Source organism: Gluconobacter kanchanaburiensis NBRC 103587, assembly GCF_007988905.1.
Classification (GTDB): Bacteria; Pseudomonadota; Alphaproteobacteria; order Acetobacterales; family Acetobacteraceae; genus Gluconobacter; species Gluconobacter kanchanaburiensis.
In genome coordinates this window covers 257765-280545 of record NZ_BJVA01000001.1, presented here as the reverse complement: position 1 = coordinate 280545, position 22781 = coordinate 257765, and the positions used below count along the sequence as shown (strand labels likewise).

Sequence of the window (22781 nt, the reverse complement as noted above, 5' to 3'; positions counted from 1 at the left end):
CCCCAGTCAAACGGGATGTTGATGACAAATCCGTAGTGTAAAACCGCCGCCCAACAGCGCCACAGCCGCAACCTCGGATCTTCCGCCACGTCATGCAGAAATACCCCCCCAAGGCATCTGCCCCCCTGACCTCCTTTGAAAACCTGCGCGAACGAATCGCAGGCCCCGACCTGGTGCGCTCGGTCGCCATTCTCGAGGTCCTGATCTGCCACGACGGCAGTCTGTTTCTGGACTGGTGGCACCGCACACTCCCGTTTCATCTCGCGGTGCTGGGCTTTTACGGCGTGATGCTGTTCTTCGTCCTCAGCGGCTTCCTGATCGGCACGATCATGCTGGACCTGCTGGAACGCGGAACCTCCATGAAAGGCTGGGGCATTTTCCTGGCCCGCCGATGGATGCGCACCCTGCCCGCCTATTATGCGTGGCTGTTCTTCCTGCTCATCCCACTCGCTTATTTCGGTCCCTACGGCGTGGTCTGGAACGAAGCCCGCCACGCCCTGCCCTGGTTCCTGACCCTGACGCAAAACCTCGGCTGGCCCATGGTCTCGAACTGGTATGGCGTTACATGGTCGCTCTGCGTGGAGGAATGGTTCTACATCATTTTCCCCGCCCTGCTGCTCACCCTTCTCGCCTGCCGCGTCAAACCGGCCCTGGCCTTTGGAAGCACGCTTGCGGCCTTCTTCATCGTCCCGCTCTGCTGGCGCCTGTCGCTCCCCACGGACGTCAACTGGGACGAGGTCACCAGCAAAATCGTCCCCTGCCGCTTTGATTCGATTGCATGGGGCATTACCGCTGCATGCCTCACCCGATACGAGAAATTCGTCTCCCGCCTGCACATCCCATTAGCCCTCGTCGGTACAGGGATCGTCCTGATGGCATGGCTGGCAGACCTGTTGCCGGTCCCGCTCTGGACAGACCATTTTCAGGCCATAGCGATTTTCGATGTCGTGGGCTTCGGCTACGCACTCTGCATGCCCGCCATGATGCGCCTGCGAACCCAGCCGCCCCTGATCGGTCCGGCAGTCCGCAGCATCAGCACCCACAGCTATGGGCTCTATCTGTGCCATCTTCCGCTCGTGATGATGGCTGGCGACCTTCAGACCCGCTACGGCCTCGGCCGCAGACAGGCCGTGATCTTCACGATCCTCACCACCATCGGCGGCGCGATCCTGTCATGGCACCTCGTGGAACGCCCCTGCCTGAAACTCCGTCCCAGGCAGGGGTAACGCTCTTCAGGCCGAAAGCTGCGACAGGTCTTCCTGAACGTAGCCGATGATCCGCGCATAATCGCGCGGCACAACATGCCAGAACTGCTCCAGCGTCCGCTCCCAGCAATGCAGCAGATCCGCAGCATAGGTGCTGCCCGTCTCCGCCACATGCCGCTCCACGAGCGCCCGAAGCTCCTGATCCCAGCGGCTGCCAGCCTGCACACGACTCCAGATCACCGTATCGGGATTGATCTGCGCCTCGAACCGCCCCTTCATATCCAGAACATAGGCCATGCCCCCCGTGAAACCGGCGCCGAAATTGTCACCCGTTTCTCCAAGGATCACGACCGTACCGCCGGTCATGTATTCGCAGCCATTCGAGCCACAGCCCTCGACCACCGCCGTCGCGCCGGAGTTCCGCACCGCAAAGCGCTCACCCGCCTGTCCGGCCGCAAACAGCGTCCCCGCCGTCGCCCCGTACAACACCGTATTGCCAATGATCGCGCTCTGCTCGGACGCCCACTGCGCGGCCGGTGACTTGCGGACAACAATCGTCGCCCCCGAAAGCCCCTTGCCGACATAGTCGTTGGCATCGCCCTCGACTTCAATCTTGAGGCCCTGCACACCGAACGCCCCCAGAGACTGCCCGGCAGACCCGCGCAGCGACAGCGTAAGCTGCCCTTCCGGAAGCTCCTTCATGCCGAATTTGCGCGTAATCAGCCCCGAAACCCGCGTACCGATCGCACGATGCGTATTCTGCACCGTGTAATGCAGGTGCAGCTTCTCCCGACGCTCGAACAGCGCGGTCGCATCCGGGATGATCTGCCCGTCCAGCGTCTCCGGCACTTCGTTACGCCCCTCACGGGTGCAGAACCGCGCATGCTCGCCCGGATCGGCCTGAACCAGCAGTGAGTTCAGATCCAGATCGTCCAGATAATCCGCACCACGCGACACCTGGCGCAGCATGTCCGTCCGCCCGATCACCTCTTCAAGCGACCGCACGCCCAGATCCGCCAGAATATGCCGGATGTCTTCCGCAATGAGCGTGAACAGGTTGATGACCTTCTCCGGCGATCCCCCGAACTTCTCCCGCAGCTTCTCGTCCTGCACACACACGCCCACCGGGCAGGTGTTGGAGTGGCACTGACGCACCATGATGCAGCCCATCGCCACGAGCGCCGCCGTGCCGATACCGAATTCTTCCGCACCCAGCATCGCCGCCATGACAACGTCGCGCCCCGTCTTGATGCCGCCATCCGTCCGCAGCACCAGACGATGCCGCAGCCGGTTCAGCATCAGCACCTGATGCGCTTCCGACAGCCCCATTTCCCACGGCAGACCCGCATAATGGATCGAAGACTGCGGGCTGGCACCCGTTCCGCCCGAATGGCCGGAAATCAGGATCGCATCCGCCTTGGCCTTCGCCACACCAGCCGCGATCGTACCAATGCCTGTCCGCGCCACCAGCTTGACCGTGACGGTCGCCGTCGGATTGATCTGCTTCAGATCATAAATGAGCTGCGCCAGATCCTCGATCGAATAGATGTCATGATGCGGCGGCGGCGAAATCAGCGTCACACCCGGCGTCGCATGACGCAGACGCCCAATCAGCTCCGTCACCTTGAAGCCCGGAAGCTGCCCGCCCTCGCCGGGCTTCGCACCCTGCGCCATCTTGATCTCAATTTCGCGGCAGTCATTCAGATACTGCGCGGTCACACCAAAACGCCCGGACGCGACCTGCTTGATCGCCGAAGACGCATTGTCCCCGTTCGGACGCGGCTTGGACCGTTCGGCATCCTCGCCACCCTCACCGGAATCGGACTTCGCACCAATCCGGTTCATGGCAATCGCCAGCGTCTCATGCGCCTCGGGGCTGAGCGCGCCCAGCGAAATTCCCGGCGCCACCAGACGACGCCGGATCTGCGTGATGCTCTCGACCTCATCCACCGGAACCGGCGCATGGGCCGGCTTGAAATCCAGCAGATCTCGCAGCGCCACAGGTGGCATCTGACGCACCGCATCCGCATAACGCCGGTACAGCGTAAAGCTGTTCGCCGTCACCGCACTCTGAAGCATATGTACGAGCTGCCCCGAGAACGCATGCGTCTCACCCTGACGCCGCAGCTTGTAGCGCCCGCCAACAGGCAGCGCCTCGACCTTCCGGTCCCACGCCGCCGCATGGGCTCCAAGGATGTTACGCGCAATGCCCGGCAGGCCGATCCCCGAAATCCGCGACGGCATGCCCGGGAAGAACTCCGCCACCAGCGCGCGGGACAGTCCGATCGCCTCGAAATTATACCCACCTCGATAGGCCGAGATGATCGAAATGCCCGACTTGGACATAATCTTCAGCAGACCCTTGTCCACGGCCTTGCGATACCGCTCCATCGCCTCACGCAGCGACATCTTGCCGAACAATCCACGGCGCAGCCGGTCCGCAACGCAATACTGGGCCAGAGCCGGGTTCACCGTCGTCGCACCGACGCCGATCGTCACAGCAATCGCATGAACATCAATCGCTCCGGACGTCCGCACATTCAGCGACGTGAACGTCCGCAGCGAATTGCGCACCAGATGGATATGCACAGCTGCGGTGGCGAGGATCATCGGAATCGCAACCCGCGCCGCATCCGTATTGTCATCCGTCAGGAACAGATGCGTGCATCCGCCGCGAACATGATCCTCCGCCTGCGCCCGGATGGAGGCAATCGCTGCCCGCAGACCTTCCTCACCCTCTTCGGCCGGGAAAGTGCAGTCGATCACGCCCGCATTGTCGCCGCAGACCTTCCGCAGCTCGTCAAACTCACCGATCGTCAGAACCGGGCTCGGCAATTGCAACAGATCGCACTGCTCCGGCGCCTGATCGAGAATGTTCCCCAAATTACCGAGCCGCGTAATCAGGCTCATCACCCGCGTCTCGCGCAGGGAGTCGATCGGCGGATTCGTTACCTGACTGAACCCCTGACGGAAATAATGCGCCAGCCCGCGATAGATCGTGGACAACACCTGAAGCGGCGTATCATCGCCCATCGAGCCCAGAGCCTCGGCCGCATTCTCCACCATCGGATGCAGAATGGTCTCCAGCTCCTCATGCGTCAGACTGACTGCCACCTGATGCCGCCGCAGCACATCCGGGTCCAGCGCCTCAGGCTCCACAACATCGCGCACGATCGGCTCGATATCGCGGATGCGCTTCACCCAGCCTTGGAAATCCTGACGTGACGCCAGCATCTCGAGCAACTCTTCAGACTGGTAAAGCCGCCCTTCCTTCAGATCCAGCGCAAGCGTCTGCCCCGGACCAAGGCGCCCACGGCTTTTAACCCGCGCATCCGGCACCCGGACCATCCCCGTCTCGGAGCCCACGATGAGCAGACCATCCTGCGTGATGCTATACCGCAGCGGACGCAGCCCGGCGCGATCCAGCCCCGCCACAACCCAACGCCCGTCCGTCGCACACAGCGCCGCCGGACCATCCCAGGGCTCGATCACCGCATTGCAGTACCGAAACAGCGCGCGCGCCGCATCCGACATCGCCGAGTTCGCACCGCCAGACGCCGGCACCAGCATCGTCTTCGCCATCGGCGCATCCCGCCCAGCGAATGTCAGCAGTTCGAACACATTGTCCAGAACCGCCGTATCGGAACCCGCAGCCTGCACCACAGGCTTCAGATCCGCCATGTACGGGTCCAGATCCGGATGGGCGAGCCGCGTTTCATGCGAGCGCATCCAGTTCGTATTGCCCGAAATCGTATTGATCTCGCCGTTATGAGCCACCTTGCGGAACGGCTGGGCGAGTTTCCAGGTCGGGAACGTATTAGTCGAATAGCGCTGATGGTAGATCGCAAACCGCGACACGAACCGTTCATCCAGAAGATCCGGATAAAAATCTGTCAGGTTTTCAGCAAGGAACATGCCCTTGTAGATCACCGAGCGGCAGGACATCGAACACACATACAGATCAACCTGCTGCGCCGTCGCCTGCTTCTCGATCCGCCGACGCAACACATACAGGTCACGCTCGAACTCGTCCTCGGACCGGCCAAGCCGGTTGCGGATCATGATCTGCTCGATTTCCGGCCGCGTCTGGTTGGCCTTCTCGCCAATACACGCCGTATCGATTGGCACCTGACGCCAGCCATAGATCCCGTAACCGAAGTTCAGGATCTCCGTCTCGATGATCTGTCGGCCCCGCTCCTGCGAGCCCAGATCGGTCTTGGGCAGGAACACCATACCCACTGCGATACGACCATCAATCGTATCGTCGCTGGAACTGTTATGGATCGCCTCGGCAAAGAAATCCTGCGGGATCTCAACATGGATGCCCGCACCATCGCCGGTCTTGCCATCGGCATCGACCGCACCGCGATGCCAGATATTGCCCAGCGCCTCGATGCTCGCCAGCACCACGCTGCGCGACGGCTTGCCATCCAGCGACGCGACCAGACCCACACCGCAGGAATCGCGCTCCTGCGACGGATCATACAGCCCCTTCAGCCGTTCGACGTTCTCAGCATACGCGCGGATGAAATCGTTATTGTGAGTCATGTCACGATCCTGGGTCATTCCGCGGCCTCCAGAGCACCGGTCATTATTTCAGTCAGATGATGATGGATCGCATCGGCCGCATCCCGGCCATCCTTGATCGCCCAGACGACCAGGCTCGCGCCGCGCACGATATCGCCACCGGCGAACACACCCGGAAGGCTCGTCTCAAAACCGCCCGGCGGCACCGTCAGCGTACCCCAGCGCGTCACAGCCAGATCAGGAGCCGCAAACTGCCCCGGCAGATCCTCAGGATCAAAGCCCAGAGCCTTGATGACCAGATCGCCCTCAATCACGTCATGCTGCCCGGTGCCCTCGATGGACCGGCGCCCCGACGCATCCGGAGCCCCAAGCCGCATCCTCAGCACCCGCACGCCCGAGACACTGCCATCGCCCAGAAACGCTTCCGGCGAGCCCAGCCACTCGAACTGCGCGCCTTCTTCCTCGGCATTGTAAACTTCCTGCCGCGACCCCGGCATATTCGCCCGGTCCCGACGATAAACACAGGTCACACGCTCGGCACCCTGACGGATCGACGTGCGCACGCAGTCCATCGCCGTGTCACCACCGCCAATGACCACAACCCGACGGCCCTTCGCATGAAGCGCCGCATCCTCGCCCGGATCCTCGTCATAGCCACGACGGTTGGACGCCGTCAGGAAGTCGATCGCATCGACAACCCCCTCAAGCCCGGCCCCCGGCACCTTCACATCGCGCGAGCGATACACACCCGTCGCAAGAAACACCGCATCATGCCGCGCCCGCAGATCCTCAAGGGACGTCTCGCCTTCACCAGAACCAACAGGCGTGGAGAGATGGAACACGATCCCCTGCGCCTCCAGCAGTGCATGACGCCGCGCCACCACATGCTTTTCCAGCTTGAAGCTCGGAATCCCGTAAGTCAGCAGTCCACCCACACGGTCCTGACGCTCATAGACATGAACCTCATAACCCTGCGCCCGCAGCCGCTCCGCACAGGCCAGACCCGCCGGGCCGGAGCCCACGATCCCGACACTACGCCCCAGATTCCGGTCCGGGAGTGCTGGCTTCACCCAGCCCTGCTCGAACGCATTTTCGGTAATGAAGCGCTCGACAGCGCCGATCGTGACGCTCTCAAAGCCCTTGTTGATGACGCAGTTGCCTTCGCACAGCCGGTCCTGCGGACAGATCCGCCCGCAGATCTCCGGAAACGTATTCGTCGCGGACGACATTTCATACGCTTCCTCAAGCCGGTCTTCCGCCGTCAGCTTCAGCCAGTCGGGAATGTTGTTCCCCAGCGGACAATGCACGGAGCAGAACGGAATCCCGCACTGCGAGCACCGCGACGCCTGCTCTTCCGCCCGGCTGCGCGCGAACCCACGATAAATCTCCCCGAAGTCCTGACGGCGTTCTTCCGCGTCGCGCTTCTCCGGAAGCACCTGGGGGTGGGTGACGAACTGCAACATCCGTTCGGCCATGCGTCGTGTCTCCTGCAAAACATGCCCGCCCGACCACAAACCCCGGACGCACATCAGACCTGTACGAAAGCTGCTATTCCGTCAGTTTCTTCAATAATAGTCAGCGTCACTGACCTTTCATGCGAAATGACCTATGTTCCCGCTGCATGGGTCATTTTTCATAGAGTTTTTTAGGTCCGAAACGGACCAATTACTTCTGGAAGCGCCGCCAGCTCTCGCAAATGCTCCCCGCCAGATAGTCCGGCACCACACTCCGCATCGCCGTCGGCACAATCCCAAGCGACTGGAGCGTGCCCGCCCCCGGCTGCACCACATTATCCAGCCCCATCATCACGACCTGATCCCGCGTCAGCAGATGCCCCGGCAACGGCTCAAGGATTTCCGCCCCCAACTTCGCCCCCCAGTCCGGTACCGGCAACAGCAGCCGACGACGCCCTGACGCCTCCAGCACAAACGCCATCAGCGCCTTCATCGTCAGCACATCCGGCCCACCAGCTTCGACCGTCACGCCTTCATGGCCCGGCGTAACCAGTGCCATGACGGCCTGCGCCACATCCCCCACATACACCGGCTGGAAATACGTCCCCGCAGCAAAAACCGGCAGCACGGGCGATAGCTTGGCAATCAGCGCAAACATGTTGAAGAAACTGTCCGCCGGCCCGAAAATCACCGAAGGCCGCAACAGAGCCGCTTCAGGGAACACCTCCCGCACCGCCTGTTCCGCCAGCCCCTTGCTCCGCCCGTAATTCCCTGCGGACGTCACTGACGCACCAATCGCAGACATATGCAGGTACTGCCCCACGCCCTCTCGCCGCGCCAAAAGCGCCGCCAGACGTGCACCTTCCACATTGACGCGATGCATCACCTTCACATCCGGCGACATGATCGACACGAGATTGATTCCCGCATCAGCCCCGCTGAACAGACGCTCAAGCGAGTGCGCGTCATTCACGGACGCTTTGATGAATTCCACACGCCCGTCACCGGGAAAGCGGGCCAGCGCCTGATCACCCTCGGGATTGCGGCTACCCACGCGCACCACATGCCCCAACGCCACCAGTCGGCTCACCAGTTCGCGACCAACAAAGCCCCCACCGCCCAAAACCGCCACAACCCGTCCCACGGACTGCTCGGCCCTGTCAGGGCCGCTCCCCTCTACGGAAAAATTTGTACGCATTTTTGCTTTTCTTTCAGTTTGGCTGTTGACGCCCCACACGTGCAGGGGTAAACGCCTCTTCACCGAGCCGGGATGCCTCAGGAAACTGAAAAAACCCGGTGCTTTCTGAGCCCAGATGGCGGAATTGGTAGACGCGCAGGTTTCAGGTACCTGTGTCCGAAAGGACGTGGAAGTTCGAGTCTTCTTCTGGGCACCACAGACGATCAGGCGACATATCGCCTCGATCCTCTGGTGATCAAAAAAAACTTGGTGACAATAGAATGAGCCAGCAGAACGCCATCCATCTTTATGACGGCGATCTGCCAGACGATTTCGATCTTGGCCCTGTTGTCGCCATCGATACCGAGACCATGGGTCTCAACCCCCATCGTGACCGCCTCTGCCTTGTCCAGCTCTCAGCCGGCGACGGCGAAGCCCACCTCGTGCAGATCAAACCGGTCTCCATGGGCGGCCGCGGCTATGACTGCCCGAACCTCAAGGCGCTCCTGACCGACGATTCCGTCACCAAGCTGATGCACTACGCACGCTTTGACGTCGCAGTCCTGCAGAACGCCTTCAACATCACGATCCCATCGGTCATCTGCACGAAAATCGCGGCCCGGCTGGTCTATACCTTCACAGACCGTCACGGTCTGGCCTATCTGTGCCGCGACCTTCTCGGCGTCGAAATCTCCAAACACCAGCAGAGTTCGGACTGGGGTGCGGATGTCCTCACTCCGGAACAGCGTCTCTATGCCGCATCGGACGTGCTGCATCTTCACGCGCTTTGGGATAAGCTCGAAGCCATGCTGATCCGCGAAAACCGCCGTGACCTGGCTCAGGCCTGTTATGATTTCCTGCCTGCCCGCTGCCGGCTGGATCTGCTGGGCTATGAAGAGCCCGACATCTTTTCTCACCGCGCCTGAATTCCGGTCCGGCTGGCCCCATGCACCGTCCGTCGCCCTCGTCCGCACGCGCACCGCTCGATTCGGCTCTCCAGACCCTCGCCATAGAACGGCGCGGACTGGATGCGCTTGAACAGGCTTTTTCAGGACCTCTCGGTGACACATTCGTCGCCGCCGTCAACTGCATCGCCGAAAGTCCGGGCAGACTTGTGGTTACGGGAATCGGCAAGTCCGGTCATATCGCTCGAAAAATCCAGGCCACCCTCGCCTCAACCGGAACGCCCTCGCTTTTTCTGCATCCCGCGGAAGCATCGCATGGCGATCTCGGCATGATCGCTGCGGGCGATATCATTCTGGCCATCTCCAACTCCGGCGAAACCGCGGAACTTGCAGCGATCCTGACCTACGCCGCCCGCCAGAGACACCGCGTTATCGCCCTCACGTCGGTCGCCACATCAGCTCTTGCGCGTGCCGCACACATTTCGCTGGTCCTGCCCCGCAGTACCGAAGCCTGCCCCATGGGTCTGGCCCCAACCACAAGCACCCTTCTCCAACTCGCGCTGGGGGACGCGCTCGCCATCGCCCTGCTGGAAAAACGCGGCTTTACGGCCCGCGACTTCGGCGCATTCCATCCGGGCGGACTGCTGGGTGCACGCCTGCGCCCCATCAGCGACCTGATGCATACCGGCGATGCCCTGCCGCTTGGACAAGGCAGCCTCCCCCTCCGCTCCGTCATTCTCGAGATGACACGCAAGTCATTCGGGTGCATGGGTGTCGTTGATGACAAAGGTGTACTTCAGGGCCTCATCACGGACGCCGATCTCCGCCACGCCATTTCCGGCGACCTCGACCGGACAACGGCGGAGGATGTCATGAACCGCGCCCCGGTTACTGCGACCACCGACATGCTCGCCCAGGACGTCCTGCATCTGATGAACCAGCGCAAACGTCCCATCACGAGCCTTTTCATTCTGGACGAAACCCGCCAGCCCCGGGGAATCGTCCACATTCACGATCTCCTGCGGAGCGGCCTGTCATGAGCACGTCCGAAACGTCCAAATCCGCACCGCCCCCCTCCGATCAGGAACAGCCCCGTATCCGCCGGGAAGATTTCGACCCGGACCGGGCCGAGAGTCTGGCCCGTCTTGACGCAATGCGCCGGGCGGCTTTCCAGCGGATCCGCCAGGCCCCCGACGCCGGACAGCTCGCCCGCAGGCGTTCCCTGCTTGGTTTCGCTAAATGGGCACTTCCGGGACTGGCGCTCGTACTGCTGAGTTCCATCGCCGCGTGGCCCGAAATTTCCCACCTCCTGAACCAGAACCGCGCGGCGCTGAAAGAGATGGCCCAACTGCGGGTGGAGAGCGGCAACATGGAGCAGGCCACCTATCGCGGCCTCGATGCCCACGACCATCTCTACATGATCACCGCCCGCACCACCCACCAGCAGGGTCCGGACCGCGTGGATCTTGTCGATCCCGTTGCCGACATCCAGCTTTCGGGCAATTCCTGGGCCCATATCCGCTCCGATCGGGGCGTTTACATGCAGCATGAACAGACCCTCACCCTGGACGATCACGTGGTGCTCTACCGGGACGACGGACTGCTAATGAACGGTCCTTCCGCCGATCTGGATCTGAAAGCCGACGTCATTGCCTCCCGGGACTGGGTCCATGCGGAGGGTCCGTTCGGCAGACAGGACGCCCAAGGCTATTTTCTGGACCAGCATGCAGGTATCATGCAGTTTACAGGACCAGGACTGACGGTCCGCAACGATGACAACGGCCCTCCGAGTGCGGCGGCCCGCCTGCACCTGCAAGGACTGAAGACCGAGAAATGACAGCCCGCCCCGCAGCTTTCCTGCCCTTCCTCCTCGCTTTTCCCTTGACCCTCGCCCTTCCCGCAGGCCCGGCACTCGCGGACGGACTGGACATGTCCCACGGCGAAGCTGTCCAGCTTTTCTGGAAAAACGAGGAAGTCTACGACCGCAATGCCCAGACCGTGACCCTGACCGGGGGGGGGCGCGCGGTCCGTGGAGACGTGACGGTCGATGCGGATACCCTTATCGGATATCTTCGCAAAAAAGCGCCTGCCCCCGGACAGCAGGCCGCCCCTCCCCCCGCTGACGCAAAGACAGGCAGCAGTTCTGACCCCATGGGGGGCTCGCTGGAGCTCTACCGGATCGAGGCGCGCGGAAACGTTCATATCTATAACCAGACCGATCAGGGCTGGGGCGATCACGCGCTTTACGACATGGATCAGGCCGTCATGGTCATGACGGGCAAGCACCTGAAGCTGACGACACCGCAAGACGTGCTGACCGCGCGGGATGTGATGGAATATCACTCCAAGACGCGCATGTCGGTCGGTCGTGGAGACGCCACCGTCACGACCAATGACGGCAAGCAGGTCAAGGCGGATGTGCTGGTCTCGTTCAGCAAGGCCAGCGACGCCCCGGCCCCCGGACAGCCCGCCGCGGATGCCTCCAACCCGATGGGCGGCGGCTCGTCCAAACTCGACCGCGCCTATGGCTGGGGCCACGTCATTCTGCGGACACAGACGCAGACGGCAACGGGAGACCGTGGCGTCTATGTCTTCGATACCGAGATTGCCCGTCTGATCGGACATGTGCATGTCACGCAGGGTCAGAACCAGAACAACGGTTCGCAGGCCATCGTTAACATGAAGACCGGCATCGCAACCATGCTGCCAGGCACCGACTCCCCGATCCAGGGACTGGTCGTGCCGAACGAGGCCAACAGCAGTCAGGCACCCAAGTGACAGACAGTCAAATTCCTCCCCCGCCTCCTTCGACCGGTCTCGTCGCCAGCGGGATCGGCAAGACTTACAAAAAGCGTGCCGTCGTCCGGAACGTCTCGCTTCAGGTCCAGCGTGGCGAAGCCGTTGGCCTGCTCGGCCCGAACGGCGCCGGCAAGACGACGAGTTTCTACATGATCGTCGGCCTCGTGCAGCCCGACACCGGGACCATCACGCTGGACGGCGCAGACATCACGCAGCTTCCGATGTATCGCCGTGCGCGCCTCGGCGTCGGCTACCTGCCGCAGGAAGCCAGTATTTTCCGTGGCCTGAATGTCGAGCAGAACATCATGGCCGCTCTTGAGGTCGTCGAACCCGACCCGGAAAAGCGCGATCTGATGCTCAACGGTCTACTGGCCGAGTTCGGCATTACCCATCTGCGCCGCTCCCCTTCGCTCGCCCTGTCCGGTGGTGAGCGCCGCCGTCTGGAAATCGCCCGGGCGCTGGCGAGCCAGCCGAACTACATCCTGCTTGACGAACCACTCGCCGGCATTGATCCGATCGCGGTCGGAGAGATCCGCGATCTCGTCTCGCACCTGAAAGATCGCGGGATTGGCGTGCTGATTACGGACCATAATGTCCGCGAAACGCTCGAAGTCATCGACCGCGCCTACATCATGCATGGCGGTCAGGTCCTGATGGAAGGTACGCCTGAAGCCATCGTTGCGAACGAAGACGTCCGCCGGGTCTATCTCGGAGAGAATTTCTCGCTGTAACATGCCGGGATGCTTGTCCCGGGCCTGATCCAGCGTCAGTCGCAGTCTATCGTCATGACGCCTCAACTGCGTCAGGCAATCGCACTGCTGCAATATACGCAGGCCGATCTCGCCCAGCATCTCCGGCAGGTCTGCGAAACGAATCCGCTTCTTGTTCTGGAGCCCGGCGATACAGCCCCCGAGGCCGCCACCACTCCGGAAGAGTTTCATGACGATGATCCGGACCGCTTCACCAGCGGATCCGAACGGCCTGAAGCTGCCGCCCCGCCTCCCACCCTGCGTGAGGACCTGATCCTCCAGATCCGTCTCGCCGTGCCACAGACCGAGCAGACGGCCGCCTTCCACCTGCTGGACAGTCTGGATGAAAGCGGGCGTCTTTCCGTTTCGGTCGCAGACCTCGCAACCGAACTGGGGATGGAGATTACAAAGCTCGAATCCCTCCGCCAGACCCTCATGCATTTCGAGCCCATCGGACTCTTTGCCTGGTCGCTTGAAGAATGTCTGGCCGCCCAGCTCCGGGTCCGCAATCGCCTTGATCCCGCAATGCAGACCCTGCTGGATCATCTGGATCTTCTGGCCAGACGGGAATGGCGCAGGCTGCGCGAAAAATGCGGGCTTGAGCAGGATGACCTTCTGGACATGCTGGCCGAGATCCAGGCGCTTGATCCGCGTCCCGGGCTCCGCCTTCCGCCCCCAGCTCCCCCGATAGAACCCGACCTGATTGTCCGCCTTCATGGCAGCGGCTTCCGTCTAACGCTTAACACGCGCCTCCTTCCGAACGTCAGCCTCGACACCACGCTCCGCTCCCGAATCAATGAGCAGACGGAAGCGGGAAAAATCCTTCTTGGCTATGCCAGTGAGGCTAACGCGCTCATTCGTGCTCTCCAGAGCCGAAAACACTCCCTCCTCACCATAGGGCGCGCCATCATCCAACATCAGGCCGCTTTCTTCCATGACGGTGCCTCAGCCCTTCGGCCGCTCACAATGCGCGAAATCGCCGAGAAAACGGATCTGCACGAAAGCACGGTCAGCCGCATCGTCAGCAGCAAATACATCGACACTCCGCAGGGCACCGTCCCGCTCAAACTGTTTTTCTCAACAGCCCTGACATCTGAAGACGGCACCGCCCAGAGCGCTCACGCCATCCAGCATCGTCTTCAGGCGCTGGTGGCTGCTGAAGGCGACGACATCCTGTCCGACGATGCCCTGACGACCCTTCTGCAAAAAGAGGGCTTCTCCATCCAGCGCCGCACCGTTGCGAAATACCGCGAGGGACTTGGTATTGCAAAATCCAGCCAGCGCAAGCGGTTGCGCCGCACGTCCTGACACCTCAAGCAGAGATGCAAGGCTTTGACAGGTTGGCAGAACTTCCCTTACGGAGCCTGAATGTCTCGCGTTTCGCCGCCTCTCACTGAAATTCCCTGGAGACCTCCTGAGCAGGCGCTGTCCGCCCTGGAGGCTGCCCCCTGGGCCGCGTTTCTCGATAGCGGAGGCCCGGACACAGAAGAACGCGCACGCTGGTCCTTTCTGTGTCTGTCTCCTGACGAAACCCTCAACTGGCAGGGGGAAAGCCTATGCAGGAACGGCGTACCCGTCGCGGGGGATGTCTGGACTCATCTGCGCGATATGAGCGCTTCCGCGCGTCGCCCCCCCAAGGGCGAAGGTATCATCCCCTTTACGGGCGGGATGATCGGAATGGTGAGCTACGAAGCGGGCATGGCGCTTGAAAACGTCTCGTCCCGCCATACTTCTCCTGCCCCCAGACTGATAGCGGCCTCCTTCACAGACGTACTGGCTTTCGACCGGCGTGAAGAACGCTGCTGGTGGATCAGCCAGACTGGAAACCCGGCCCCTGACCTGACCCGGTCCACCGTCCGTTCCACGAGACCTCCTCTGCACTTTGCGCCTGAACAGTCCCAGGATGTCTGGACGGATGCGGTTCGCAGCATTGTCGATTTCATTCGGGCGGGAGATATTTTTCAGGCCAATCTGACGATGCGCTGGATTGCGGACTGTACTGACAATTTCGATGAACTAGCTGCCTACCGGACACTGCGCCAGACTTCCCCAGCTCCATTCGGAGCCTATCTGAAAACACCGGATTTCTCGCTGCTCAGTGCTTCGGTAGAACGCTTCATTTCACTTTCGCAGGATGGATTGATCGAGACGCGTCCCATCAAGGGCACTATTTCCCTTGGGCATACGGCGGAAGAAACACTCCGGAACAGCCGATTACTGGCTGCGGACGAGAAGGAACGCGCCGAAAACCTGATGATTACGGATCTGATGCGGAACGATATTGGTCGTGTCTCGCAGATCGGCTCCGTCCGTGTTCCACAACTCTCGAAAGTTGAGCAGTTCCCTCACGTCCTGCATCTGGTCTCGGCCATTCAGGGACAACTCCGCCCCGAACTGGATGCCATTGATCTGCTTCAGGCCACGCTTCCGCCGGGTTCTGTCACCGGGGCACCGAAAAAACGGGCGATGGAGATTATCGACCTTCTGGAAGCCTCTGCCCGTGGTGCCTATTGCGGCAGCCTGTTCTGTATCGGGAATGATGGTGCGATGGACAGTTCCGTCATCATCCGCAGCATGGCGAGAGCAGGTGACACCCTCTCTGTCGGCGCAGGGGGCGGCATCACTGTGCTGTCCAATCCGATGCGGGAATATGAGGAAATGCTCCTGAAAGTCGCCCCGATCCTGAACGCGTTTGAAGCATGAGCGCGACAGTCTGGCTCAATGGGCGCCTTCGGGACATTGCAGATGCACAAATTGCCCCGAATGACCGGGGTTTTCTGCTTGCCGACGGTCTATTTGAAACAATCCGCGTTGCTAACGGACAAACGCCGCATCTGGCACGGCATCTCGCACGGCTGGAGGAAGGATGCGCGATTCTTCGCCTGCCTGCGCCGGACCGGAGGCTGCTGGCACAGGCCATCTCTGACCTGTTGCACGCTACGAAACTCTCGGACGGATCGCTGCGCCTGACAGTCACACGGGGCACCGGACCGCGTGGCCTTGTGCCCCCCGCTATGCCGCATCCGACAGTTCTCATTCAGACCACAGCTTCCACAATGACTGTGTCTGCTCCGGTCCGCCTGGGTCTCAGCCGCTACCGGCGAGACGGGGCTTCTCCACTGGCGCGCGTCAAATCGCTGGCTTCCCTCCCCTCTGTTATGAGCCGCATGGAAGCCATCGCAGCAGGAATGGAGGATGCGCTTCTTCTGGGAATGACGGGCGCCGTTGCCGAAGCCAGCGCTGCAAACATCCTGTTTCTGCGGGAAGGACGTCTGCACACGCCTCCCGTCCATGACGGCGCGTTGCCGGGAACGTCCCGGGCCAGACTGCTGGAAGGCGGATTCTGCACGGAATGCAGTCTTCTGCCGCAGGATCTCAAAACGCTCACAGGCGCATGGCTGGTCAATGCATTATCGCTGACCGCCGTATCGGGTATCGACGCACATGGTCTATCGCTGCATGAAGAACTGGACAGGCAGCTGAGAGAGTTTCTGTTCTCTGTCTAGACCGGGCCGTATCGGCACAAAAAAACCGCCTTCCCGATCGAAAGACGGCTTTTCAGTGCTCCAGGAGCAGGCCCTTATTTCAACGCAGCAATCGCTGTCATCTCGACACGCCATTCCGGCACGGCCAGCTTTGCCTCAACCGTAGCACGTGCTGGCTTGCTCGCCGGATCCAGCCACGCATCCCAGGCCCGGTTCATCGCACCGATTTCCCCGATATCCGTCAGGAAGATCTGCACCGACAAAATCCGGCTTTTATCCGTTCCCAGAGAGGCCAGAAGCGCATCAATCTGACGCAGAATATCGACCGTCTGCCCTTCCGTATCGAGACTTGCATCATCCGCAACCTGACCTGCCAGATAGGCTAGCCCGTTATGGACGACCACGCCCGCAAGGCGCTCTTCTTCGAGGTGACGGGAAATATCGGCGTTCTTGCTCACGGGCGTGGACTTTCTGGCTGGATTTACTGGAGCAGGGTCGGGATCATCTCATGCTCAAGGATCGCATCAAGGGCGCTTTCCTCGTCTTCCGCGACCGCCATGGGCGTGCCATCGGCCGCGTGAATCGCGACGACCATCTCGCCGTCATGCATGACAGATTTGACATAGGCGAGATGGGACATCCCCAGCGTCAGAAGCTGCGGTCCGGTAATGCGCCGCAGATCCGCAGGCAGTTTTTCATCAGAACGATCACCGTTTTCGAAGGGATTGTTCAACTCAGGTTCCTTTACATGCCGTCGCGGCTGATACCGTGCGGGCAGAGAGACATGTCAGCAAAATCGGGTTCGGAAGAACGCGCGGAACGCTATTCTTCATCGAGATCGCGCGCGGGCCGGATGGTCCTGCGGGTTTTCACCACAGGCGGCACTGCCTCATGGTGAACGGCAGGCCCCGGCATGGGGCCGCGCCGTCCCTGCGAAATAGCGATCCGTTTCACGCGCACTTCAGGCTCGGGACGATGAAGATCGATATGCAGCAGGCCATTATCAAGCCAGGCGCCGCCGATTTCGATTCCTTCCGCCAGCACGAAAGCCTTGTGAAACTGGCGCGCGGCAATGCCACGATGAAGGAAAATGCGCCCCTGACTGTCATCCGCCTGACGGCCGCGGATCACGAGCTGGTTGTCTTCCTGCGTGATCTGAAGGTCATCCATGACAAACCCCGCCACCGCCAGCGTAATCCGCAGGGCCGTGGAGCTGAGCTGCTCGATATTATAGGGAGGATACCCGTCAGACGTCGATTTGGCCGCACGCTCGAGCATCTGCTCGAGGTGATCGAAACCGAGAAACATCGGGGACGTGAACAGACGACCGGACATAGGGCTAAAGCCTCCTCCATGAGCGAGACATACAAAGAAAACCGGCCCCTTCCAGCGGCAACCGATCCGGTCAGAATATGGTGCCTTCCCCTCCGGATGCAAGTTCCGCCATTTCCGAAGCGCACGGAACCTCCCTGTCGCCGTACTGCAAGGCCGCGATCCGGGCAGGGATTTGCACTGGCATTTGGCGCCCGCCCTCGCTACATCGCAGGACATGAGCGAATTCGATTTCCTGTCTGGCATCGACGATGTGCCCCCCACCCCGATCCTGATCGCCCCCCAACCTGTCCTGCGGGAGGTCGCCCGCGAGGTTCGTCCCGAGGATATCGCCTTCATCCGCGACCAGCTTCCGGGCATGTTTTCCGCGATGTACAAGGCTCCCGGTATCGGACTGGCCGCGCCGCAGGTCGGTCTGGGCATGCGCTTTGCTCTGGTGGACGTAGCCGAAGAGGATGCCCCGCGAGAGCCCATGCTTCTGATCAATCCGGAAATCGTTACGGAAGCCGAGCAGATGGCCGCGCGCGAGGAAGGCTGTCTTTCCCTGCCGAACCAGTATGCCGAAGTCGTTCGCCCCGAATCGATCCGCGTGCGCTACCGCAACCTCGCGGGCGAAACGATCGAGCGTGATGCGTCCGGCCTGCTCGCCACCTGCATCCAGCACGAGATGGACCATCTTGATGGCATCCTGTTCGTCGACCACCTCTCGACTCTCAAGCGCAACATAATCATGCGCCGCCTCGCCAAAGAGCAGAAACTCGGAAGGCGCTGATCTCCGATGCGGCTGATCTTCATGGGAACACCGGACTTCTCAGTGTCGGCGTTGCACGCCCTGCTTGCCGCCGGTCACGACGTTGTCGCGGTCTATACGCAGCCGCCGCGTCCGGCAGGTCGGGGCAAGGCGCTCCGTCGCTCGCCGGTTCATGAAGCCGCAGAGGCCGCCGGGATCGAAGTACGAACCCCCTCGCGCGTCCGCCGCGACACGGCGGAGCACGCAGCTTTCGCCGCCCTGAATGCCGATGCCGCCGTGGTCGCCGCCTATGGTCTCATTCTACCCAAAGAGATGCTCGACGCCCCGCGTCTGGGCTGCCTGAACATCCATGCGAGCCTTCTGCCCCGCTGGCGTGGCGCCTCCCCCATCCAGTCCGCTATTCTTGCCGGAGACAGCCAGAGCGGCGTCTCCATCATGCAGATGGATGAAGGTCTCGATACCGGCGCAGTGCTGCTGGAGGAGGCCACGCCCATCAGCGCGACCGATACCGCCAGCACACTGCATGACCGTCTGTCAGAAATCGGTGGCCGGCTGGTCGTTCGTGCGCTGGCTGAACACCCGACGCCGGTTCCGCAACCCTCAGAAGGCGTCACCTACGCCGAACGCCTGACACGCGAAGATGGCCGTATCGACTGGAGACGCAGCGCCACCGAGATCGACCGGCAGATCCGTGGTCTCACGCCCTGGCCCGGTGCGTTCACGACGCTCGATGGTGTCGTGCTGAAAATCGGCACAGCTACCCCACTTCCGGGTACTGCTGCTGCCATCTCCCCCGGCACTACGATCGACGACGCGCTGACGATCGCTTGTGGCACCGGTGCGATTCGCATCGAGCGCGTTCAGAAACCCGGACGCAGCATGATATCCGCCGCAGATTTCCTGCGCGGTCAGCCCGTGCCGAAAGGGACACTCCTTGTCTGACGCGCAGGCTCCGGTCCAGGAGCCTTCCGGCCTGAACCGCTGGGCCTTACGCATCGAATATGACGGCACTGGCTATCTCGGCTGGCAGAAACAAAGTGACGGCCCCTCCATTCAGAGCCTGATCGAAGCCGCCGCCTCGAAACTGGTCCGCAACCGTCCCGTCCCCAGCATCACTGCCGGGCGCACGGATGCCGGCGTTCACGCGGCCGGCATGGTCATCCATCTCGATTTCCCGGATGACGCACCGATCGACGCCCGGCAGATCCGCGACGGCATGGGATATCATCTCAAGCCGCACCGCGTTGTCGTTCTGGAAACGGTAAAGGTCGGGCCAGAGTGGAATGCTCGCTTCTCCGCGACATGGCGCAGCTACCGCTACACGATCCTCAACCGTCCCGCCCGCCCGGGCCTGATGGAAAACCGCGTCTGGCACATCAAGCGCCCGCTGGATGTGGATCTCATGCAGCAGGCCGCGAACCATCTTCTCGGCCCTCATGATTTCACGTCCTTCCGCGCGGTCGCGTGTCAGGCCAGAAGCCCCGTTCGCACGCTGGACGTCCTGAACGTCCAGCGTGACGGCGAGCTTGTCCTAATCGATACGAAGGCGCGCTCCTTCCTACACCATCAGGTCCGCAATATGGCGGGCACCCTGATGATGATCGGCGCGGGCCTCTGGCCGGTCGAAAAAATCATTGCCGTTCTGGAAGCGCGGGACCGCTGTGCAGCGGGACAGACCGCCCCTCCCGAAGGCCTGTGCCTGATGGATGTCGGCTACCCCGACAATCCGTTCGGAAGGGGTTCTTAAGTCCGATCCCACTCCACGTTCAGGACGACAGTCCGAGCAGATCCACGACGGCGTTATAGTGTGGTGGCAAAAGCCAAAGCACCCAGAGAAGTATTCCCACAGGCGCGGTCTGTAATGCTGTCATGACAAACGCCTGCCAGCCCGTTGTCACAAGCCCGACCCGGGTCACATACCAGGTCAGCCACAGCGTGTAGAGCTGGGCTCCAAAGGCAAGCCCGGCCAGCGCCTGATCGGAAACCGCGGTTCCGGGCAGAACAAGGTGAAGAACTCCCTGTGCCACGATCAGCATCGCCAACGGAAGCCATCCACACCATAGTGACGCCGTAGCATAGCGGCTCCAGAGCCCCGTTCTGTTCAGCATCCGGGCATAAAGTTCTGAAACGACAAGCTGCAGCAAGGTGCAGACAAGCGGCACCACGGCCCGTGTCAGACCCATGATACGCTCGGAGGACGGCACCATGAACGCCATCCATACCCCGATAACCGCAAGCGCGATCGTGGGGGCCAGGGCGGCAAGGAGCGCTCCGGCACCCGGGGCAAAGCAGCTGATCCCTTCGGAGCGTCCCCGTCCCAGCAGCCATACGCCCAGTGGAATGGCCATGTTGCCATTCGGTGGAAAAGGACCCGGTCGTCCGGAAGTCACACGCCGTATCCTTCCATAAACGCCAGATAGATCCGCGTCAGATCTTCCAGCGTCTGAAGTTCCACATGCTCGTCACGCTTGTGCATGGTCGCACCCACGAGCCCGAATTCGGCGACATCGCAGTAACGCGAAATAAATCGCGCATCTGACGTCCCGCCCCCTGTATCAAGTTTGGGAACCCGGCCCGTCACCGTCCGGACCGCTTCCGACAGACACGCCACAGTCGGACCCGGCTGCGTCAGAAACGCCTCACCACTGACCGACACCGCCACGTCAGCCTGCGGTGCATGACGCTGCACAACGTTCTCAATCCACTGCGTCAGGCCAGTACCCGTGTGCAGATCGTTGAAGCGGATGTTCAACCGACCGACAGCCTCTCCCGGGATAACATTGGTCGCCATGTTCCCGACATCAATGCTCGTCACCTGAAGCGATGATGGCTCAAACCATTCACTCCCCTGATCCAGTTCCGGCGCAGTCAGTTCGGAAAAAGCGGCCAGAAGCCGGTGAACAGGGTTATCCGCCAGATGCGGATAGGCCACATGCCCCTGAGTGCCCGCCACGGTCACGACAGCATTCATGCTCCCGCGTCGGCCGATTTTGATGACATCCCCAAGCGCCTGGGGATTGGTGGGCTCCCCCAGCAGACAGAAATCCGGAAGCTCGTTCCGCTCCGCGAGCCACTCGATCACCGGCTTTGTACCAAAATGGGCAGGGCCTTCTTCATCACCCGTGATGAGAAGGGCAATCGAACCGTTCAGCGGCCCCTGCTCCAGACGTCGCGCCACGGCTGCCACGAAGCAGGCAACGCCCCCCTTCATGTCCGCTATACCCCGGCCATAAAGCCGGTCGTCCTGGATCTCGGCAGCAAACGGATCATGCGCCCAGCCATCTCCCGGGGGCACGACATCGGTATGCCCGGCAAAACAGAGCAGCGGGTGGCCTTCTCCCAACCGGGCATAGAGATTCGGAGTGGGAGCCTCCACCGGCCCGAAAGGCAGATGGACTGTTCGAAACCCCATCCCTTCCAAAACATCTGCCAGAAGGCTCTGCGCGCCTCCATCGGCTGGCGTCACGGAGGGACAGCGCAGCAGATCCCGCGCCAGTGCGACAGGATCGATTGGCAGAGACGGCCCCGACACCAGATCAGTCGCGCAGAAGATCGTTGATCGATGTCTTGGAGCGTGTCCGCTCGTCCACGCGCTTCACGATGACCGCACAGGCCAGCGACGGCATCCCCGGCTCTTTGGGGGGCAGCGTACCCGGCACAACGACGGAATACGCCGGAACGCGTCCCATAAAGACTTCACCCGTTGAACGGTCCACGATCTTCGTGGAGGCCCCGAGGAAGACACCCATCGACAGGACGGAGCCCTTTTCCACGACAACGCCCTCAGCCACTTCGGAGCGCGCCCCGATGAAGCAGTCATCCTCGATGATGACAGGTGCAGCCTGCAGCGGCTCCAGAACGCCGCCGATACCGGCGCCGCCGCTGATATGGCAGTTCTTGCCAATCTGCGCGCAGGATCCGACGGTGGCCCATGTATCGATCATGGTTCCGCTGTCCACGCGGGCACCCACGTTTACGAAGCTCGGCATGAGCACCACATTCGGCGCGATAAAGGCGGAGCGACGCACGATCGCACCCGGAACCGCCCGGAACCCGGCCTCGGCAAAACGGAACTGGTCCCAGCCATCGAACTTCAAAGGAACCTTGTCGAAAGCAGGCTCGCCACCACAACCCCGCTCCATGACGCGGCTATCATTCAGGCGGAAAGACAGCAGGACGGCCTTTTTCAGCCACTCATGAACAACCCACCCGTCCGTAGTGGGCTCAGCAACGCGAAGGCTTCCCGAATCCAGAGCGGACAGGGCCTTCTCCACGACGTCCCGATCTTCGCCTTCCGTGCGGGCGCTGAGAGTCGTGCGGCGCTCCCACAGAGCTTCGATGGCAGTACGAAGAGGTGCATTCGGCATCAGATCGGTCCGGTAACAGGAAGCAGAAAT

At 61.6% G+C, this 22781-nt stretch carries 21 protein-coding genes and 1 tRNA gene; 13 read left to right on the top strand and 9 right to left on the bottom strand.

Annotated elements, in window-relative coordinates; genetic code table 11:
• Positions 1–92 precede the first annotated feature (92 nt).
• Entirely contained in the window at positions 93–1226 is a 1134-nt protein-coding gene (locus GKA01_RS01300; protein WP_146858421.1) for an acyltransferase family protein, read from the top strand.
• Positions 1227–1232: 6 nt separating this feature from the next.
• Here GKA01_RS01300 and gltB read toward each other — a convergent pair whose 3' ends face one another.
• The 3 genes from gltB to GKA01_RS01285 all read right to left on the bottom strand — a co-directional run bounded on the left by gltB (position 1233) and on the right by GKA01_RS01285 (position 8384).
• On the bottom strand, positions 1233–5753 hold the full coding sequence (gene gltB, locus GKA01_RS01295) for a glutamate synthase large subunit (protein ID WP_146858419.1): 4521 nt from the start codon (positions 5751–5753) through the stop codon (positions 1233–1235).
• Positions 5754–5767: 14 nt separating this feature from the next.
• Positions 5768–7207 carry an NAD(P)-dependent oxidoreductase gene (locus GKA01_RS01290; RefSeq protein WP_146858417.1) on the bottom strand — a complete coding sequence of 480 codons (1440 nt, stop codon included), beginning with the start codon at positions 7205–7207 and terminating at the stop codon, positions 5768–5770.
• A gap of 190 nt (positions 7208–7397) precedes the next feature.
• A complete protein-coding gene (locus GKA01_RS01285; RefSeq protein ID WP_146858415.1) occupies positions 7398–8384 on the bottom strand; it encodes a complex I NDUFA9 subunit family protein in 987 nt (328 codons plus the stop codon).
• A 109-nt stretch (positions 8385–8493) separates the two neighbouring features.
• Between GKA01_RS01285 and GKA01_RS01280 the strand changes: the two genes are divergently transcribed.
• From GKA01_RS01280 to GKA01_RS01240, 9 genes are all read left to right on the top strand, one after another.
• Positions 8494–8580: transfer RNA gene (locus tag GKA01_RS01280), tRNA-Leu, on the top strand.
• Positions 8581–8644: 64 nt separating this feature from the next.
• Complete coding sequence (locus tag GKA01_RS01275; RefSeq protein WP_146858413.1) at positions 8645–9289, top strand: ribonuclease D; 645 nt, start codon at positions 8645–8647, stop codon at positions 9287–9289.
• Positions 9290–9309: 20 nt separating this feature from the next.
• Positions 9310–10308, top strand: a complete 999-nt coding sequence (locus tag GKA01_RS01270; RefSeq protein WP_146858411.1) for a KpsF/GutQ family sugar-phosphate isomerase — start codon at positions 9310–9312, stop codon at positions 10306–10308.
• Positions 10305–11105 (top strand): LPS export ABC transporter periplasmic protein LptC, encoded by an 801-nt coding sequence (lptC, locus tag GKA01_RS01265; RefSeq protein ID WP_146858409.1) that lies wholly within the window; start codon positions 10305–10307, stop codon positions 11103–11105. The genes GKA01_RS01270 and lptC overlap by 4 nt, the downstream gene beginning before the upstream one ends.
• Positions 11102–12046, top strand: coding sequence for an LptA/OstA family protein (locus GKA01_RS01260; RefSeq protein ID WP_146858407.1), 945 nt, complete (start codon positions 11102–11104; stop codon positions 12044–12046). The genes lptC and GKA01_RS01260 overlap by 4 nt, the downstream gene beginning before the upstream one ends.
• Entirely contained in the window at positions 12043–12798 is a 756-nt protein-coding gene (gene lptB / locus GKA01_RS01255) for an LPS export ABC transporter ATP-binding protein (RefSeq protein ID WP_146858405.1), read from the top strand. Before GKA01_RS01260 ends, lptB begins: the two co-directional genes overlap by 4 nt.
• Positions 12799–12807: 9 nt before the next feature.
• A complete protein-coding gene (gene rpoN / locus GKA01_RS01250) occupies positions 12808–14124 on the top strand; it encodes an RNA polymerase factor sigma-54 (RefSeq protein WP_146858403.1) in 1317 nt (438 codons plus the stop codon).
• A gap of 60 nt (positions 14125–14184) precedes the next feature.
• Complete coding sequence (locus GKA01_RS01245; protein WP_146858401.1) at positions 14185–15519, top strand: anthranilate synthase component I family protein; 1335 nt, start codon at positions 14185–14187, stop codon at positions 15517–15519.
• Positions 15516–16322 (top strand): aminotransferase class IV, encoded by an 807-nt coding sequence (locus GKA01_RS01240; protein WP_146858399.1) that lies wholly within the window; start codon positions 15516–15518, stop codon positions 16320–16322. Before GKA01_RS01245 ends, GKA01_RS01240 begins: the two co-directional genes overlap by 4 nt.
• A gap of 74 nt (positions 16323–16396) precedes the next feature.
• On the opposite strand, the gene GKA01_RS01235 is transcribed toward GKA01_RS01240, so the two are convergent.
• The 3 genes from GKA01_RS01235 to GKA01_RS01225 form a co-directional block, all read right to left on the bottom strand.
• Positions 16397–16759: a RidA family protein gene (locus tag GKA01_RS01235; RefSeq protein WP_146858397.1), complete on the bottom strand. Its 363-nt coding sequence runs from the start codon at positions 16757–16759 to the stop codon at positions 16397–16399.
• Between the two features lie 23 nt (positions 16760–16782).
• Positions 16783–17034, bottom strand: a complete 252-nt coding sequence (locus GKA01_RS01230; RefSeq protein WP_146858395.1) for a DUF1150 family protein — start codon at positions 17032–17034, stop codon at positions 16783–16785.
• An 89-nt stretch (positions 17035–17123) separates the two neighbouring features.
• The gene (locus GKA01_RS01225; protein ID WP_146858393.1) at positions 17124–17636 is read right to left on the bottom strand and encodes an Hsp20 family protein; all 513 of its coding nucleotides are present in this window, start codon (positions 17634–17636) and stop codon (positions 17124–17126) included.
• A gap of 214 nt (positions 17637–17850) precedes the next feature.
• Between GKA01_RS01225 and def the strand changes: the two genes are divergently transcribed.
• Genes def through truA form a run of 3 tightly spaced genes read left to right on the top strand, consistent with a single transcriptional unit; the run spans position 17851 to position 20131 of the window.
• Complete coding sequence (gene def, locus GKA01_RS01220) at positions 17851–18405, top strand: peptide deformylase (protein WP_146858391.1); 555 nt, start codon at positions 17851–17853, stop codon at positions 18403–18405.
• Between the two features lie 6 nt (positions 18406–18411).
• On the top strand, positions 18412–19326 hold the full coding sequence (gene fmt / locus GKA01_RS01215; protein ID WP_146858389.1) for a methionyl-tRNA formyltransferase: 915 nt from the start codon (positions 18412–18414) through the stop codon (positions 19324–19326).
• On the top strand, positions 19319–20131 hold the full coding sequence (truA, locus tag GKA01_RS01210) for a tRNA pseudouridine(38-40) synthase TruA (protein WP_146858387.1): 813 nt from the start codon (positions 19319–19321) through the stop codon (positions 20129–20131). Before fmt ends, truA begins: the two co-directional genes overlap by 8 nt.
• A gap of 19 nt (positions 20132–20150) precedes the next feature.
• On the opposite strand, the gene GKA01_RS01205 is transcribed toward truA, so the two are convergent.
• The 3 genes from GKA01_RS01205 to dapD are packed head-to-tail and all read right to left on the bottom strand — an operon-like array spanning position 20151 to position 22751.
• The gene (locus GKA01_RS01205) at positions 20151–20732 is read right to left on the bottom strand and encodes a hypothetical protein (protein WP_146858385.1); all 582 of its coding nucleotides are present in this window, start codon (positions 20730–20732) and stop codon (positions 20151–20153) included.
• A gap of 38 nt (positions 20733–20770) precedes the next feature.
• Positions 20771–21916 (bottom strand): succinyl-diaminopimelate desuccinylase, encoded by a 1146-nt coding sequence (gene dapE / locus GKA01_RS01200; RefSeq protein WP_146858383.1) that lies wholly within the window; start codon positions 21914–21916, stop codon positions 20771–20773.
• 4 nt (positions 21917–21920) lie between these two features.
• On the bottom strand, positions 21921–22751 hold the full coding sequence (gene dapD / locus GKA01_RS01195) for a 2,3,4,5-tetrahydropyridine-2,6-dicarboxylate N-succinyltransferase (protein ID WP_146858381.1): 831 nt from the start codon (positions 22749–22751) through the stop codon (positions 21921–21923).
• Positions 22752–22781: the final 30 nt, after the last annotated feature.

Coding starts and splice junctions, on each gene's coding strand:
- GKA01_RS01300 (WP_146858421.1), top strand. CDS start 93: ATGCAGAAATACCCCCCCAAGGCATCTGCCCCCCTGACCTCCTTTGAA.
- gltB (WP_146858419.1), bottom strand. CDS start 5,753: ATGACTCACAATAACGATTTCATCCGCGCGTATGCTGAGAACGTCGAA.
- GKA01_RS01290 (WP_146858417.1), bottom strand. CDS start 7,207: ATGGCCGAACGGATGTTGCAGTTCGTCACCCACCCCCAGGTGCTTCCG.
- GKA01_RS01285 (WP_146858415.1), bottom strand. CDS start 8,384: ATGCGTACAAATTTTTCCGTAGAGGGGAGCGGCCCTGACAGGGCCGAG.
- GKA01_RS01275 (WP_146858413.1), top strand. CDS start 8,645: ATGAGCCAGCAGAACGCCATCCATCTTTATGACGGCGATCTGCCAGAC.
- GKA01_RS01270 (WP_146858411.1), top strand. CDS start 9,310: ATGCACCGTCCGTCGCCCTCGTCCGCACGCGCACCGCTCGATTCGGCT.
- lptC (WP_146858409.1), top strand. CDS start 10,305: ATGAGCACGTCCGAAACGTCCAAATCCGCACCGCCCCCCTCCGATCAG.
- GKA01_RS01260 (WP_146858407.1), top strand. CDS start 11,102: ATGACAGCCCGCCCCGCAGCTTTCCTGCCCTTCCTCCTCGCTTTTCCC.
- rpoN (WP_146858403.1), top strand. CDS start 12,808: ATGCTTGTCCCGGGCCTGATCCAGCGTCAGTCGCAGTCTATCGTCATG.
- GKA01_RS01245 (WP_146858401.1), top strand. CDS start 14,185: ATGTCTCGCGTTTCGCCGCCTCTCACTGAAATTCCCTGGAGACCTCCT.
- GKA01_RS01240 (WP_146858399.1), top strand. CDS start 15,516: ATGAGCGCGACAGTCTGGCTCAATGGGCGCCTTCGGGACATTGCAGAT.
- GKA01_RS01225 (WP_146858393.1), bottom strand. CDS start 17,636: ATGTCCGGTCGTCTGTTCACGTCCCCGATGTTTCTCGGTTTCGATCAC.
- def (WP_146858391.1), top strand. CDS start 17,851: ATGAGCGAATTCGATTTCCTGTCTGGCATCGACGATGTGCCCCCCACC.
- fmt (WP_146858389.1), top strand. CDS start 18,412: ATGCGGCTGATCTTCATGGGAACACCGGACTTCTCAGTGTCGGCGTTG.
- GKA01_RS01205 (WP_146858385.1), bottom strand. CDS start 20,732: ATGGCCATTCCACTGGGCGTATGGCTGCTGGGACGGGGACGCTCCGAA.
- dapD (WP_146858381.1), bottom strand. CDS start 22,751: ATGCCGAATGCACCTCTTCGTACTGCCATCGAAGCTCTGTGGGAGCGC.